We start from the raw sequence: 16420 nt of genomic DNA on the forward strand, positions 1-16420 counted from the left end.
CTGTCGTGCGACGGGCGCGGGCTACCGGCCCGCGGCGTACCCCTGCGCGCCGCGGGGATTGGCGGCGGCGCCGACGACGCCGGTGGCGGGGTCGCGCGTGACGGCGCTGAGCCGCCCGAGCGCCCAGTCGCCGGCAAGGGTGAGGACGTGGCCGCGCTCGGCCAGCCCGGCCAGGACGTCGGGGCCCAGCCGGTCCTCGGCGACGGCACCGCCGGGAGTCCAGGTGCGGGGCCAGAACGAGCCCGGCGCGGACGTCGTGTGCAGGGCGGGGGCGTCGATCGCCTCCTGCGGCGTGTAGCCGCCCACCAGCACGCGCAGCAGGAACGCCAGCTGCCACTGGTCCTGCTGGTCGCCGCCCGGGGACCCGCACGCGAGCACGGGCTTGCCGTCGCGCAGCACGAGCGTGGGCGTCAGGGTGGTGCGCGGGCGGCGGCCGGGCTCGAGCCGGGACGGCGACGACTCGTCGAGCCACGTCATCTGCAGGCGGGTGCCGAGGGCGAAGCCGAGGCCGGGCACGGTGGGGGAGGACTGCAGCCAGCCGCCCGACGGCGTCGCGCTGATCATGTTGCCCCAGCGGTCCACGACGTCCAGGTGACAGGTGTCGCCGCGCGTCGCGCCCGTGGCGTCGGTCTCCAGGCCGTCGCCGTCCAGCGGGGCGGCGGGGACGACGGCGGTGGGAACGACGACGGTGGGTTCGCCGATGCCCGCCGCGGCGCCGCCGGTGGGCGCCCCGGGCAGCGCGGCGGCGGGCACGTCGGTGGCGTACTCGGTCCGCAGCGGCGGGAGGGCGGGCGCGGGCCGCCCGGGCACGCGGCCGGGCCGCACGTCGTGGGAGGCGCGCTCGCCGATCAGGGCGCGGCGGGCGGCGGCGTACTCCTGCGACAGCAGCGTGTCGAGCGGCACGTCGTCGTCCCCGTCCGCAGCGTCCCCGTACCAGGCGTCCCGGTCGGCGAGGGCGAGCTTGAGCGCCTCGAGCACCGTGTGCGCGCCGAGCTCGGTGGACGGGTCGAGGCGGTCGTCGTCGAGCCCGTCGAGGATCCGCAGCGCCTCCAGCAGGGCGGGGCCCTGGCCCCACGCGGCGGTCTTGGCCACCGTGTACCCGCGGAAGCCGATGGTCGTCGCGTCCTCGTACGACGCCTCGAACGCGGCGACGTCGGCCGCCGTGAGCACGCCCGCGTGGTCGCGGCCGTCCGCGTGCCGGTGCGGCGTGCGCACGAACTCCTCGACCGCCTCGCCCACCACGTCGCGCCAGGCGGTGCGGGCAGCGTCGACGGCGGCGGCCCGGTCGGCGCCCGAGGACATGGCCTCGGCCTCCGCCGCACCGAGGCGCTCGAGCACGGCGGCGAGCTCGGGGTTGGTCACCAGCTCGCCCGGGTGCGGGGCCCGGCCGCCGGGCAGCCAGCGCTCCGCGGAGGTGGGCCAGTGGTCGCGGAACAGGGCGGACACGCCCTCGACCGTGCGGCAGACCGCCGCGAGCACCGGGTGGCCGTCGCGCGCGTAGCCGAGGGCGGGGGCGAGGGCGTCCGCGACGGTCCACGTGCCGTGGTCGCGCAGGAGCAGCAGCCAGGCCTCGACCGCGCCCGGGACGGCGGCGGCCAGCGCGCCCGACCCGGGCACCAGGTCCAGGCCCTCGACGTCGCGGTAGTGCGCGATCGTCGCGCCCGCCGGCGCCGGGCCCTGCCCGACGAGGACCCGCGGGCGCCCCGGCTCGGACGCCGTCGCGAGGATCGCCGTCATGTCCCCGCCGGGGCCGTTGAGGTGCGGCTCGACGACGTGCAGCACGAACGCGCCCGCCACCGCCGCGTCGAACGCGTTGCCGCCGCGCTCGAGGACGGACTGCGCGCTCGCGCTCGCCAGCCAGTGCGTGGAGGCGACCATCCCGAACGTGCCGCGCAGGTCCGGACGGGTCGGGTGGGGCGGCGGGGGCGTGAACGTCATGCTTCGGCTTCCTCCGTGGTGTGTCCGAGGGCTGCGACGAGGAGCGTGAGCACGGCGCTCACGGCCACGCCCCACGCCAGGTGGGCCTGCAGCAGCAGCGCGCCGACGGCGGCCCCCGCGCAGATGAGGACGATCGCGGCGATGCGCCGCCCCGAGTGCTTGCCGTGGCCGCCCGCGAGCCGGGAGTCGGCGGCCAGACCGGTGATGGTCGAGGTGACGACGACGGTCGTGATGTCCTTGACCGACAGGTGCCGGGCCGTCGCGGCCTGGGTGCCCATCGCGAGGGCCAGCAGCACCGTGACGACGAGCTGCACGGTGCGCGGCAGGTCGGCCTCCGCCACGGCGAGGAGCACCGTGATCGCGGCGAGGACGAGGCCGACCGCCGTGATCAGGCCGGTGGTGCGCGGCGTCCAGCCCACCTGCACGGGGCGCAGCACGACGCCCGCCAGCGCGGCCCCGGCCATGAACGTGCCGAGCGCGAGCAGCGGCCCCGCGACGGGCAGGTCGTCCCCGCCGGCCAGCGCCATCCCGAGGATGACGACGTTGCCCGTCATGTTCCCGGTGAACACCCGGTCCAGGCCGAGGTAGCCGACCGCGTCGGCGATGCCGGTCGAGAACGTCAGGGCGAGCATGAGCACCAGGTGCAGGCGGTCGCGGTCGCCGGTGATCCGGCGCAGGGTGGAGCGGGGCACCCGGCCACCGTACCGACCACCGCCGAGGTAGTTCAGATCTCGCCGAGGTAGTACGAAACTCGCCGAGGTAGTTCCTCTTGAGGAACTACCTCGGCGGGTTCGGAACTACCTCGGCGAGATCTGAACTACCTCGGCGAGGGGAGGGTCACTTCGCGGAGTCGCTGTCCGACGCGCCGCCGGTCACCTGGTCGACGAAGTCCGGGTTCGCCTTCAGCCACGCGTCGACGGCGGCCTCCGGGTCGTCCTTGTACTGCTCGTCGTTGAACATGGTGTTCTCGAGGGAGAACAGCTGGTCGTCGTCGAGCGTGAAGTCCTTCAGCCAGCCGGCCAGCTCCGGGTAGCGGTCCGCGAAGTCGGCGGTGCCGTAGGTGTGGATCTCCTCGGCGTCGCCCATCGCGCCCTCGGGGTCCTCGAGGTCGCGGATCGGGTACTCGTCGTAGGCCCAGTGCGGGCGCCACAGCGTGACGGCGATGTTGTTGCCCTTGTCGACGGCACCCTTGAGCTCGGCGAGCATCGCCGGGGTCGAGGAGATGGTGTAGTCGAGGTCCTCGAGACCGTAGGTCGGGATCGCCTGCTCCTTGGTGACCTTCGTGAGGCCGGCACCGGCCTCGATGCCCACCAGCTTGTTGCCGTAGTCGTCGGCGTACTTCGCGAGGTCGCCGATCGTCTTGGCGGGCGAGTCCTCGTTCACCGCGATGGTGAGCTTGGCGTCGTCGTACCAGGTGCCGAGGTCGGAGATGTCGTCGCCGAACTTCTCCACGTAGCTGGCGTGCGTCAGCGGCAGCCAGGTGTCGAAGAGCACGTCCATGTCGCCGCCGGCGAGGCCGGTGAAGACCACGCCGATGTCGGCGGTCTTCGTGTCGACGTCGTAGCCCTTCTCCTCGAGCACCTTGGCCCAGAGGTTGGAGACGGCGATGCCCTCGTCCCAGCCGGACGGGATGCCGATGGTGATCTCCTTCTCGTCGCCCGAGCCGGTGTTCGAGCCGCCGTCGTCGTCGCCCGACGCGCAGGCGGCGAGGGACACGGCGAGGGCGAGGGTGCCGCCGGCGGCGGCGACGCGACGGGTGTGTCGTCCGAGATTCATGGTTGTCCTTCCGTGAGGTGCCCGTGCGGCGGCGCGGCGGCCGCCGCACGGGCGAGGTGCGGGGAGCGTCAACGCGCGGCCTTGAGGGCCTTCGCGACCGGCGAGCGGTCGGCGAGGGCGGAGGTGACGCGGTCGAGGTAGATGGCGAGGAACACGACCGCGAGGCCGGCCTCGAACCCGAGGGCGATGTCGACGCTGGACAGCGCGCCCACGACGTCGCCGCCGAGGCCGCCGGCGCCGACCATGCCGGAGATGACGACCATCGACAGGGCCAGCATGATCACCTGGTTGACGCCCGCCATGATGGTGGGCATCGCCAGCGGGATCTGGATCTGGCGCAGGATGCGGCGGTCGGTGGAGCCGAACGCGCGGCCGGCCTCCACCACCTCGGAGTCCACCTGGCGGATGCCGAGCTCCGTGAACCGGACGCCCGGGGCGAGCGCGAACACGATCGTCGCGATGATCCCGGGGACGGGGCCCGTGAGGAAGATGACGACGGTCGGGATCAGGTAGACGAAGGCGGGCATCGTCTGCATGAAGTCGAGGATCGGCCGCACCACGCGCGAGACGCGGTCGTTGCGCGCCGACCAGACGCCGAGCGGGATGCCGATCAGCAGCGCCACCACCGAGGCGAGCAGCACGAGCGCCAGGGAGTCCATGGCGTTGCCCCACTGGTCCATCGCGGCGATCAGCACGAAGCCGATGAGCGAGCCCAGCGCGAGCTTCCAGCCGCGGGCCCAGAACGCGATCGCCGCGAGCACGAGGGCGACGACGAAGAACGGCGGCGTGCTGAGCACCCAGTCCAGGCCGTCGTAGATCGACTCGAAGAACGTCTTGATGGCGTCGAAGAGCGGGTCGAACGTGTCGGTGACCCAGTCGATCGCCGTCTCGATCCAGTCGCCGACGGGGATGCGGGGGACGAGGGTGTCGCTGGCAGCGGTGGCGATCATGCCGGGGCTCCTTCCGTCGTCCCGGCAGGTTCGTCGTCGGCCGGCTCCTCCGTCGTCGTCCCCGGGGTCGAGACGTTGCCGTTCTCGACCGCTTCACCGGCCATGGCCTCGAGCAGCGTCACGCGCGGCACGACGCCGACCAGGCGGCCCTCGTCGTCGACCACCGCGAGCGGCACGGCGGACTCCGCCGCCGGGGCGAACAGCTCCGCGATCGGGGTGTCCTGGTGCACCGACGTGACGTCGGTGTCGAGGATGCCGTCCAGCTTCTCCGCGCCCTCCTTGGTGGCGCGCACCGCGTCGTCCGCGCGGACGAGCCCCTTGAGGACACGTCGGCGGTCGACGGCGTACGCGCCCGACACCTCGGCCTCGCGCATCTCGCGTGCCGCCTGCCGGGGTCCGCCGCCGGCGGGGACGGTGAGGCGCGGCCGCTGCATGACGGACGACGCCGTGAGCACGCGCGACCGGTCGACGTCCGCGACGAACTTCTCCACGTAGGAGTTGGCCGGGTCGGACAGGATCTGCTCGGCGGAGCCGATCTGCACGATCCGCCCGTCGCGCATGACGGCGATGCGGTCGCCGAGGTGCATGGCCTCGTTGAGGTCGTGCGTGATGAAGATGATCGTCTTGCCGAGCTTGGCCTGGAGCTCCAGGAGCTGCTCCTGCATCTCCGAGCGGATCAGGGGGTCGAGGGCGCTGAACGCCTCGTCCATGAGCAGCACGTCGGTGTCGGCGGCGAGGGCGCGGGCGAGGCCGACGCGCTGACGCATGCCGCCGGACAGCTGCGAGGGCAGCGAGTCCTCCCAGCCGGACAGGCCGACCATGTCGAGGGCCTGGCGGGCCTTCTCCTGCCGCTCGGCCTTGCCGACGCCCTGGATCTCCAGCGGGTACGCGGCGTTGTCGAGCACCGTGCGGTGCGGCAGCAGCGCGAAGTGCTGGAAGACCATGCTGACGCGGGTGCGGCGCAGCTCGCGCAGGCGCTTGCCGTCCACGGTCGCGAGGTTCGCGTCCCCGAGGAGGACGTCGCCCGCGGACGGGGTCCACAGGCCGTTGAGCATGCGGATGAGCGTCGACTTGCCCGAGCCGGACAGGCCCATGACGACGAAGATCTCGCCGGGGGCCACGTCGAAGGACGCGTCGATCACCGCGGCGGTACCGAGGCTCTTGACCTCGTCGCGAGTGGCTCCCGCCTCCAGGCGGCGCACGGCCTCGCCGGGCTTGGGACCGAAGACCTTGTAGACGCCTCTCACCGACACCGCGGGCGTGACCCCGGGCGTCTCGGCGGGCGTTGTGGTGGTACTGCTGTCTCCCGACATACGGGCAGGGCTCGCCACCTTCCATCACGTTCGGATGTACCCACGGTTCGCCGGGCGATGCGTCGAGCACCGGTCACGGGTTCCCGTGCTTCCGCGGTTCCGGTGGGCACAAGGGCATCAAGCACCCTCCTACGCCGACGGGTGCCGTGGCGAACTGGGAAAGTGCGCCTGATCTGCGCGTTTCTTCCGTGTTGTCCTGGGGTTTTACCGACTTTTGGCTGGTCAGAGCAGTGGAGGGATCGTTACCGGAATGTGATAGAGCGCGTGACTCACCTCACGACTCGTGCCCGGACAGTGTGTCCTGGGCCACCCACGCCCGCCACCGGGGAGGCGAGGTCGATGAAGAGAGCATCAGGATTCGGCAAGATCTGCGTCAACCGAGGCCTCGGCGAGGGGCGGACGGGAAGGCGCGGCCGTCCCGCGGCGGGGGCCGCGGGAGCGGGTGAAATCCGGGCCGAGAGCGGGTGAATTCCGGCCTCGTCGCGGCACCCCGGGCCGGGACGGGTGCCCGCGGCTCCATACTCGGCGCAGCACCGCCCGGCCGAGCTCCCGTCGCACAACGAGCCCGGCCGCGGCGACCGGCACCGACGCCGCCGTGACCCTGTGGTCGTGCCCACCTCGCCGGCCGGGAGACCCGGCCGGCACGAGTCCCCGGAGGACCCGTGGACCCCCGTCCTGTCCCGTCGCGCGCGGCACCGCGCGCGCACGACGGCGCTCGTCGCCGCCCTCTCCCTGGTGGTCGCGCCGCTGGTGGTCGCGCCCGCCGCCGTCGCGGCCACCGACCCCCCGCCCGAGAGCCGGGTCGCCGTCGCGCCGACGGCCGATCCGACGACCGATCCGACGACCGATCCGACACCTGATCCGACGACCGATCCGACGACGCCCTCCGAGGCCGTCGACGTCGTCGCGCCGTCCCCCGAGCAGCTCGCCCTGGAGGGCGCGCTGCGGGTGGGCGAGCAGGTCACGGTCGACCCGCGCGCCGAGCTCTGGACGCCCGCCGACGTCGAGCTCACCTTCACCTACCGCTGGTCCGTGGACGGGGTCGAGCTCGCGGGCGAGACCGGGCCTGCCCTCCTCGTCCCGGCCGGCGCCGTCGGCGGCGTCCTCAGCGTGGCGATCACCGGCACCGCGCCCGAGGGCGCCGTCGACGGTGCCCCCTCGGCGTCCGTCGTGGTGACCGCCGCCGGCACCGTCGCGCCGGGCGCCATCGCGGGCACCGATCCGGTCCTGTCCGGCACCGCGCGCGTCGGGAGCCGCGTCACGGTGCTGCCGGGGGAGTGGCCCGAGGGCACCGCGCTGACCTACCGCTGGAGCGTCGCGCGCGCGACCGGGACGACGGCGGTCGGGACCTCGACGTCCTACACGCCGGTCGCGGCCGACAAGGGAGCGGTGCTCACCGTGGCGGTGACCGGCGAGCGGCCGGGGTACGACCCTGCGACCCGCACCCTCTCGGCGACCGTCGGTGCCGGCGTTCTCACCGCGCCGACTCCCGTGCTCTCCGGCACCGCGCGCGTCGGGTCGAAGGTCACTGCCAAGCCGGGCACGTGGACCTCGGGCACGACGCGCACGTACCGGTGGTACGCCTCGGGGGTCGCGATCCCGGGGGCGACGGCGTCGACGTACACGCCGACGGCGTCGGTCAAGGGCAAGACGCTGCGGGTCCGCGTGACCGGCACGAAGGCCGGCTACACCACGGTGACCCGTGCGAGCGGGTGGAAGACCGTCGCCGCCGGGGTCTTCTCCGCGCCGAGGCCGACGATCCGCGGCACCGTGCGGGTCGGGTCCAAGGTCACCGTGGCGAGGGGCACGTGGAAGCCCGCGGCGAGCACCTACCGCTACCAGTGGCGCGTCAACGGCACGAAGATCAAGGGCGCGACGAAGTCCTCCTACACGCTGCCCGCCAGGTACGCGGGCAAGAAGCTCACCGTCAGCGTCACGGGCAGCCGCTCGGGCTACACGACGAAGACGGTGACCAGCGCGTCGTCCACGGTGCTGCGGGTCTACTCGCGGACGTCGGCGCCGAAGATCTCCGGCAGCGCGCGCGTCGGGTCCACGCTCAAGGTGAGCAGCCGCGGCACGTGGACGCCGAAGCCGTCGTCCTGGCGGTACCAGTGGAAGGCGAACGGCGCCGCCATCAAGGGCGCGACGAGGTCGAGCCTCAAGCTCACGGGCGCGCAGTACGGCAAGCGCATCACCGTGACGATCAAGGGCGTCCGCTCGGGCTACTACCCCTCCGCACGCACCAGCGCCGCGACCGCGCGGGTCACCGTGCCCGCCGCCGTGCTCACGAAGAACGGGACGTACAAGGTCGGGACGCAGATCAAGCCGGGCACGTACGTCGCCCCGGGCTCGCCAAAGGGGTGCCGCGTCCAGCGGCTCGACGGCAACAAGAAGATGGTCTGGGCGGGCCTGACCTACGGCCGGACGATCGTCACGATCCGCAGCACCGACAAGTACTTCTCCACCACCGGCTGCGGCACGTGGCGCCGGTACGCCGCGTACGGGACGGTGCGGACGTCGACGGCGACCGACGGCATGTACAAGGTCGGCACCGGGGGCGGCCAGCTGAAGCCGGGGCTGTACTACACGGCCGGACCGGCCTACTCGGACGACATCTGCTATGTCGCCGCGCTGAAGAGCTTCGCCATGACCAGCTCCGCGGTCGACGAAGCCGCCGAGTTCACCGAGCCGGGCTACTGGAAGGTCCTGCCCGGCGACGTCGGGTTCGAGGCCTACGGCTGCTCCTGGCGGCGCGTCTCGGGCTGACGTCGCACGAGGTGCTCGGGCGGAGTTCACCCTCGCGGTGCGGGTGAACTCCGCCCGAAACGGCCGGCTGGTGACGGGTCGTCGCGGACACTGGCGCTCGGCGTCGTGGCCCCCGGGCGGACCGGGGCGGCGCCGATCGCGACCCGACCCGTGACGACGGTCGGCCTACCCACCTGGAGATGTCGGTGAAACTCACTCAGCCTGTGCGCCGGTTCGGGCGCCTCGTCGCCCTCGCGACGGCGGCGACGCTGCTGGCGGCGCCCCTCGCCGTCGCCCCTGCCGCGAGCGCGGCCCCCCTCACGTCGACGGCTGCCTCGGCCGGCTCCGTCGCAGCGCTGAAGACGGTGGTGTCCACGCGGCCGACGATCTCCGGGAAGGTCCGGGTCGGCAGCAAGCTCACGGCGAAGCCGGGCACGTGGACGAAGGGCACCACGCTCACCTACACGTGGAAGGTGAGCGGCAAGGCGGTCAAGACGGGCAAGACCTTCACGCCGGCGGCCAAGCACGTCGGCAAGAAGGTGACCGTCGCCGTCAGGGGGAAGAAGTCCGGCTACAGGTCCGTCACGCGCACCAGCGCGGCGAAGACGATCGCCAAGGGCGTGTTCAAGACGGTCATGCCGACGATCTCCGGCAGCCGGACGGTGGGCGCGACGCTCACCGCCAAGGCGGGCTCCTGGTCGCCCACCCCGACCAGGTTCACCTACCAGTGGCGCGCCGACGGTGCTGTGATCAGCGGCAAGACCAGCAAGACACTTCGTCTGACGAGCGCTCAGAACGGCAAGCGGATCACGGTCAAGATCACGGGGTCGAGGGCGGGATATGCCACGGTCAGCCGGACCAGTGCGGCCACTGCCAAGGTCGTCGTGCCCCCGCCGGTCCCGGGCAACGGGAGCTACCGCGTCGGCAGCGAGGTGAAGCCGGGGACCTATGTGAGCAAGGGTGGAAGCCTCTGCTACTGGGAGCGCCGAAGCAGCGCCGGTTCGTCCTTCGAGGGGATCATCGCCAACGGGTTCAGCTCGGCCGGCCAGGTCATCGTGACGATCGGCTCGGGGGACATGTACTTCGTCACCGACGGCTGTGGTTCGTGGGTCACCCTGGCCGCCAGCGGGTCGCCGAAGAAGACCTCCGTCTCTGACGGCATCTACGCGGTCGGGCAGCACATGGCGGCGGGAACGTACAAGACCGCGGGCAAGGCCGGCTGCTACTACGCGATCACCAGCGGGTTCAGCGGGGAGTTCGACGAGCTGCTGGACAACGACTTCACCTCGGAGAAGTCGTCCCGGTACGTCGACCTGGTCAGCGGCCAGGGCTTCGAGACCTCCGGGTGCGGCACCTGGACCAAGGTCGGCTGATCGACGGGCTTCGCTGACGCCGGGTCGAGCCCTCGCCCTCCGTCCCTCAGGGGCGGAGGGCGAGGGCGTTCGTCGCGACCGAACGAGGGCGACTGCGGCGAAGATCACCCACGACGCACCGGGTGAAGTCCGACATCTGCCGGTTGTCCTCGGTAAGAGCGCTCACATACTTGACCTGCGACACCGTCGCCCGACGAGCAGCCCGTCACGGGTCCTCGCCGCGGGAGCGCCGGGCCGCGTCTCACGCACCGCCGACCGTCGTCGGCGCTACCCAGGAGAAGCCCGTGAAGCACACCTCGCCCGCGCGCCGGGGCGGCCGCCTCGCCGCGATCGTCGCCGCCGTGACCCTGCTGGCGTCGCCCCTGCTCGTCGCGCCGACCGCGACGGCGGCCACGACCACGCAGGTGACGATCAAGACGATCGGCACCAAGACGGCCCCGTACAAGCGGTCCGTCACGGTGCGCCCGAACGTCACCGCCAAGGGGCACGTCTCCGTGAAGTCGAAGACGCTCACGGTGAAGAAGGCCGGCAAGACGGTCGCGAAGAACAAGAAGTCCGTCGCGCTGAAGGCCGGCACGTACACGGTGACCACGAAGGTCACGTACAAGACCTACCGGCTCACGGCGTCGAAGGCGAAGGTCTGGTCGGCCACGAAGGTGAAGTCGAAGACGCAGAAGCTCGTCGTGAAGCAGGGCAAGAAGCCGTCGCAGACCTCGCCGATCAGCAAGTACAACTGCCCGAGCTGGGCCCCGATCAAGGGCAACCAGTCGGGCATCTACCACGTGCCCGGCGGTCGGTACTACAAGGTGACCACCCCCGAGAAGTGCTTCACCACCGCCTCCGCGGCGCGCAAGGCGGGCTACCGCGCGTCGAAGAACGGCTGACATCCCACCGCTCCGCACGCGGCACGAGGCCGGCTCCCACCCCGGGGGCCGGCCTCGCTGCGTCCGTGACGCGCCGCGGACTACCCTGGGTGCTGGCCCGCGCCGTCGACCAGCGACGACGGGCCACCGCGCAGACGGGAGCCCCCAGCGCGACCGACATGACCCCGAGACGTCCAGGAGGGCGACCATGTCCACGACCGCTGAGGCACCCGGAACCACCGGCTTCGACGAGGTTCCCGGCCGCTACAAGGTGCGCTCGCTCGCGCTCGCGGAGGCGGGGCGGCACCAGATCCGCCTGGCCGAGCACGAGATGCCCGGCCTGATGGCGCTGCGCGCGGAGTACGGCGAGTCGCAGCCGCTGGCCGGCGCGCGCATCGCCGGCTCGCTGCACATGACGGTGCAGACCGCCGTCCTCATCGAGACGCTCGTGGCGCTCGGCGCCGAGGTCCGGTGGGCGAGCTGCAACATCTTCAGCACGCAGGACGAGGCCGCCGCGGCGATCGTCGTCGGCCCGCACGGCACCCCCGCCGACCCGCAGGGCGTGCCCGTCTTCGCCTGGAAGGGCGAGAGCCTCGAGGAGTACTGGGACTGCACCGAGCAGATCCTCGTGTGGCCGGGCGCGGAGAACGGCCAGGGCGGCCCCAACCTCATCCTCGACGACGGCGGCGACGCCACGATGCTCGTGCACCTGGGCCTGCAGTACGAGCGTGCCGGCGTCGTGCCGCCCGACACGCTGCCGGGGGAGCCGGACCACACCCACGAGATGAACGTGGTGCGGGGCGTGCTGCGCCGGGCGCTGGAGTCCGACCCGCTGCGCTGGACCACGGTCGCGCAGGCCATCGGCGGCGTCACCGAGGAGACGACGACGGGCGTGCACCGGCTCTACCACCTCGCGGAGGCGGGGGAGCTGATCTTCCCGGCGATCAACGTCAACGACTCGGTCACGAAGTCGAAGTTCGACAACAAGTACGGCATCCGCCACTCGCTGCCGGACGGCATCAACCGGGCCACGGACATCCTCATCGGCGGCAAGGTCGCGTTCGTCTGCGGCTACGGCGACGTCGGCAAGGGCGCGGCCGAGGCGTTCCGGGGCCAAGGGGCGCGCGTCATCGTGTCCGAGGTGGACCCGATCTGCGCGCTGCAGGCGGCGATGGACGGCTTCCAGGTCGCCCGCCTCGACGACGTGATCGGCGAGGCCGACTTCGTCATCACCACGACGGGCAACAAGGACGTCGTGCGCGTCGAGCACATGCTCGCGCTCAAGGACAAGGCCGTCGTCGGCAACATCGGGCACTTCGACAACGAGATCGACATGGCCGGGCTCGCCGCCGTGCCGGGCGTCGTCAAGACCGAGATCAAGCCGCAGGTGCACGAGTGGACGCTGCCTGCGGCCGACGGGCGCCCCGAGCGGTCGATCATCGTGCTGTCCGAGGGCCGCCTGCTCAACCTGGGCAACGCGACCGGCCACCCGTCGTTCGTCATGTCGAACTCGTTCGCCAACCAGGTGATCGGCCAGATCGAGCTGTTCGCCGACATGGCGCGCCCGGTCGACGAGCGCCAGTACGAGCGCCAGGTCTACCGCCTGCCCAAGGTGCTCGACGAGAAGGTGGCGCGCCTGCACCTCGACGCCCTCGGCGTCCGGCTCACCGAGCTGAGCAAGGAGCAGGCCGAGTACATCGGCGTGCCGGTCGAGGGCCCGTACAAGCCGGAGCACTACCGCTACTGACGTCCGACCCCTGCCGAGACACTGACCGTCTCGGCAGGGGGGACAACCCCCGGCGCGACGGCGGCGGGCCGGATATCGGCTCGGCGCCGCGGGCGGCAGGCTGGGAGCATGACCAGCATGACGTCCACCGACGGCACCGCCGCCACCCCGCAGACGACGGCGGCCGCGCCGGTGTCGCACGGCGAGGACGACGGCGCGCCGCCGTTCCTCCTCGCCCCGTTCGACGGCCGCACCTGGCGCGCCTACGGCTTCCTGTGGCTGTCGCTGCTGCTGGCGCCGTTCGCGTTCACCTATGCGATCTTCACCGTCTCCTTCATGGCGGGCGTCGCGGTCACCGTCGTGGGCCTTTTCGTGGCGGGCGGCGTGCTGGTCGGGGCACGGGGCTGGGGCTCGATGTACCGCCGGATGGCGGTGCGCTACCTCGGCGTCGAGATCGCCGACCCGGCGCCGCGCACGCCCCGCAAGGGCTTCTGGCGCCGCCTGGGCGGGATGCTGGGCGACTCGACGGCGTGGCGGTCGCTGCTGTACATGGTCGTCACCTTCCCGCTGGCGATCGCGTCGTTCGTCGTGAGCACGGTGTTCCTCGTCGTGGCGCTCGGCGGCATCACGCACTGGTTCTGGTCGCGCTGGCTGCCGATGCAGCAGGCGAGCGACGGCTCGTGGCACCGGGGCGCGTCGTTCGGCTCCGACTGGTTCGTGGACACCCCGGCGCGCCAGCTCCTGCTCGTCGCCGTCGGCGTGATCCTGCTGTACCTGTGGCCACAGGTGCAGGCCCTGTTCGCGGGGCTGTTCCGGCTCCTGACCGTGGGGCTGCTCAGCCCCACCAAGGCGAGCCTGCGCGTGGCGTACGCCGAGCGGGCCCGCGCCGTCACGGTGGAGGACGCCGACGCCCGCCTGCGCCGCATCGAGCGCGACCTGCACGACGGCACCCAGGCGCACCTCGTGGCCGTGGCCATGCAGATCGGCGAGGCGCGCGAGCTGCTGCGCGACGGCGCCGACGGCGTCGACACGGCCGAGCTCGCCGCCGTCCTGGAGACGGCGCACTCCAGCACCAAGGACACGCTCGCGGAGCTGCGCGAGCTGGCCCGCGGCATCCGGCCGCCCGCGCTGGACGCCGGCCTCGCCGTCGCGTTGGAGACCCTGGCGGCGCGCGCCGCCCTGCCGGTCCGGGTGCACGCCGTCGGCCTCGACTCCGCCGACCTGCCGCCCAGCGTCACCGCGATCTCCTACTTCGCGGTCGCCGAGCTCGTCGCCAACGCGACCAAGCACGCCCGCGCGACGGGGGTCGACGTCGTCGCCGGCGTGGAGCCCGTGGCCGACACCTCGACCGGCGCGGCCGTGCGTGCCCTCGTCCTGCGCGTGCACGACGACGGCGTGGGCGGGGCGGGCGTGCGCGCCCCCGACCCGTCGGGCCGCGGCAGCGGGCTGGCCGGCCTGACCGACCGGCTCTCCGGCGTCGACGGCACGCTCGGGGTGGTCAGCCCGGCCGGAGGGCCTACGGTGATCACCGTGACCATCCCGCTGCCCGCCCCCGGCACCGCCCGATGACGCCGGACGCCCCCGCAGGGTCGCCCGGCCTGCGCGTCGTCGTCGCCGAGGACTCCGCGATCCTGCGCGACGGACTCGTCGCGCTCCTGTCCCGACGCGGGTTCGACGTCGTCGCCGCGGTGCCGGACGGCGACGCCCTGGTGCGCGAGGTCACGACGCTGGCCGCCGCCGGCGCCCTGCCCGACGTGCTCGTCGCCGACATCCGCATGCCCCCGTCCCACACGGACGAGGGGCTGCGCGCCGCCGAGGCGCTGCGGGCCGCCCACCCGGGGCTGCCCGTGCTGGTGTTCTCGCAGTGGGTCGAGACGCGGTACGCGTCGCGCCTGCTCGAGGGCGACCCGCGCGGCGTCGGCTACCTCCTCAAGGACCGCGTGGCCGACGTCGGCGACTTCGTCGCGGCGCTCGGGCGCGTGGCCGCGGGGGAGACGGTGCTCGACCCGGAGGTGGTGCGCCAGCTCATGGGCGCGCACCGCTCCGTCGAGGACGGGGTGGCCCGCCTGACACCGCGCGAGAAGGAGGTGCTCGAGCTGATGGCGCAGGGCCGCTCCAACGGCGCGATCGCCGAGTCGCTGTACCTGTCCTACGGCGCCGTGGAGAAGAACGTCGCGGCGATCTTCACCAAGCTCGACCTCCCGCAGGACTCCGCCGACCACCGGCGCGTGCTCGCCGTCCTGCGCTACCTGGGCGTCGACGCCTGATCCGTGGCCCTGACAGGTCGGCCGGGGGACGTCCCCCCGAACGGCCCGGGGGAGGAGCCGGACGGGGCGGGGGCCAGGCCCATGTCCGACGACGCCGCAGGTCACGAGGCTGAGAGTGTCCCTCTCACCGAGCCTCAGGAGCCATCGTGGCCGTCCTCGACGCCCCCGCACCGCCCGCCCCGTCCGCGCCGCCGCCGGTCGTCCGGAGCCGGCCCGACGCCGCCGCGGCCCCCGCCGTCCCCACGGCGCCGCGCCGCCCGCGCGACCCGTTCGTCGACGTCGTCCGGGCGGTCGGCACCGTCGGCGTCGTGCTGCTGCACTGGCTGATGGCGGAGGCCGCGTGGGACGGCAGCACGCTGCACGTCGGCAACGCCCTCGGGCACGGCGCCGGCTGGCTCGTGACCTGGCTGCAGCCGCTGGCCCTGCTGTTCTTCGCCGCCGGCGCGTCGGCGGGCTACCAGCGCGGCGGCACGGCCGTCGCCGGCCGCGGCTGGGGCGGCGTGGTCCTGGCCCGGCTGCGGGGCGTCGCCCGCCCGGTGGGCGCGTTCGCCGCGGCCTGGGCGCTCGCGATCGCCGCGCTCCTCGCCCTGGGCGTGCCCGACGACGCCGTGTGGCGGATGGCGCGGATGGCGCCGCAGCTGCTGTGGTTCCTCGGCGTGTGGGTGGTGCTCATGGCGATCACTCCGCTGCTGCGGGCCGCGTGGGAGCGCTGGCGGTGGGGCGCCCTCGCCGCGGCGGTGGCGCTGCCGCTCGCCCTCGACGCCCTGCGCTTCGGTCTCCCGAACGACGTCACCGCCGGCCTCGCCTGGGCCAACGTGCTCCTCGCGTGGGCGGCCCCCTACCTCGCCGGCATCGCGTACGCCGCCGAACGGAGCGCCCCGCGCCGCCCGGCCGAGCCCCTCGGCTCCCGTACCGCACGCCGGCTGCTCGCCGCGGGGGTCGTCGCCGCCGTCGCCGCCATGGCCGTGCTGGTCGCCGTCGGGCCCTACCCGCCCAGCATGATCGGGATGCCCGGCGACGAGATCTCCAACCTCGGCCCGCCCACCGCGCCCGTCGTGGCGCACGCCGTCGCCCAGGTCTGCCTCGTCCTGCTGTTCCGTGCGGCACTGGTGCGCCGGGCGGGCACGGCCGCAGGACAGCGGGTCGTCGGGGCGCTGGCCCGCCGGTCGATGACGGTCTACCTGTGGCACCTCACGGCGATGTTCGCCGTGGTGGGCGTGGCGCTCCTCGGCCTCGGGCAGCAGCTGCCCGCCGCGTGGGGCGCGGACTGGTGGGCGTCCCGGCCGGTCTGGTTCGCCGCGTTCCTGCTGGTGCTGCTGGGCCTGGTGCGCGTCTTCGGGCGGTTCGAGGACCGCCCCCGCCCCCGCGGCGCCTGACCCGGGTGGTGGTGGGGGGGGGGAGGGGGGGGCTTGTTTTCGGGTGAGGGAAGCCAGAAAGAATGAACACCACAACCAAATGGCGGAGGTAGA

At 73.2% G+C, this 16420-nt stretch carries 12 protein-coding genes; 7 read left to right on the forward strand and 5 right to left on the reverse strand.

All coding sequences use genetic code 11. The features are described from left to right. Positions 1-21: 21 nt before the first annotated feature. From ACWF41_RS19380 to ACWF41_RS19400, 5 genes are all read right to left on the reverse strand, one after another. Entirely contained in the window at positions 22-1938 is a 1917-nt protein-coding gene (locus ACWF41_RS19380) for a gamma-glutamyltransferase family protein (protein WP_380324866.1), read from the reverse strand. Beyond that, on the reverse strand, positions 1935-2630 hold the full coding sequence (locus tag ACWF41_RS19385) for a YoaK family protein (RefSeq protein ID WP_380324868.1): 696 nt from the start codon (positions 2628-2630) through the stop codon (positions 1935-1937). Before ACWF41_RS19385 ends, ACWF41_RS19380 begins: the two co-directional genes overlap by 4 nt. A gap of 145 nt (positions 2631-2775) precedes the next feature. Beyond that, on the reverse strand, positions 2776-3714 hold the full coding sequence (locus tag ACWF41_RS19390; RefSeq protein ID WP_380324870.1) for a glycine betaine ABC transporter substrate-binding protein: 939 nt from the start codon (positions 3712-3714) through the stop codon (positions 2776-2778). A 68-nt stretch (positions 3715-3782) separates the two neighbouring features. After that, complete coding sequence (locus ACWF41_RS19395) at positions 3783-4664, reverse strand: ABC transporter permease (protein ID WP_380324873.1); 882 nt, start codon at positions 4662-4664, stop codon at positions 3783-3785. Beyond that, positions 4661-5977, reverse strand: coding sequence for a quaternary amine ABC transporter ATP-binding protein (locus ACWF41_RS19400; protein WP_380324876.1), 1317 nt, complete (start codon positions 5975-5977; stop codon positions 4661-4663). The genes ACWF41_RS19395 and ACWF41_RS19400 overlap by 4 nt, the downstream gene beginning before the upstream one ends. 609 nt (positions 5978-6586) lie before the next feature. On the opposite strand from ACWF41_RS19400, the gene ACWF41_RS19405 reads away from it, so the two are divergent. The 7 genes from ACWF41_RS19405 (at position 6587) to ACWF41_RS19435 (ending at position 16327) form a co-directional block, all read left to right on the forward strand. Then, positions 6587-8743: a hypothetical protein gene (locus ACWF41_RS19405; protein WP_380324879.1), complete on the forward strand. Its 2157-nt coding sequence runs from the start codon at positions 6587-6589 to the stop codon at positions 8741-8743. Positions 8744-8928: 185 nt separating this feature from the next. Further along, complete coding sequence (locus ACWF41_RS19410; protein ID WP_380324882.1) at positions 8929-10095, forward strand: hypothetical protein; 1167 nt, start codon at positions 8929-8931, stop codon at positions 10093-10095. A gap of 284 nt (positions 10096-10379) precedes the next feature. Then, positions 10380-10979: a sunset domain-containing protein gene (locus ACWF41_RS19415; RefSeq protein WP_380326209.1), complete on the forward strand. Its 600-nt coding sequence runs from the start codon at positions 10380-10382 to the stop codon at positions 10977-10979. A 187-nt stretch (positions 10980-11166) separates the two neighbouring features. Next, complete coding sequence (gene ahcY, locus ACWF41_RS19420; RefSeq protein ID WP_380326206.1) at positions 11167-12705, forward strand: adenosylhomocysteinase; 1539 nt, start codon at positions 11167-11169, stop codon at positions 12703-12705. A 108-nt stretch (positions 12706-12813) separates the two neighbouring features. Next, the gene (locus ACWF41_RS19425) at positions 12814-14253 is read left to right on the forward strand and encodes a sensor histidine kinase (RefSeq protein ID WP_380326203.1); all 1440 of its coding nucleotides are present in this window, start codon (positions 12814-12816) and stop codon (positions 14251-14253) included. Continuing rightward, positions 14250-14951, forward strand: coding sequence for a response regulator transcription factor (locus ACWF41_RS19430; protein WP_452183085.1), 702 nt, complete (start codon positions 14250-14252; stop codon positions 14949-14951). The genes ACWF41_RS19425 and ACWF41_RS19430 overlap by 4 nt, the downstream gene beginning before the upstream one ends. Before the next feature lie 146 nt (positions 14952-15097). Beyond that, positions 15098-16327 carry an acyltransferase family protein gene (locus ACWF41_RS19435; RefSeq protein WP_380326200.1) on the forward strand — a complete coding sequence of 410 codons (1230 nt, stop codon included), beginning with the start codon at positions 15098-15100 and terminating at the stop codon, positions 16325-16327. Positions 16328-16420: the final 93 nt, after the last annotated feature.

It is taken from the genome of Isoptericola sp. NPDC055063, assembly GCF_053608125.1.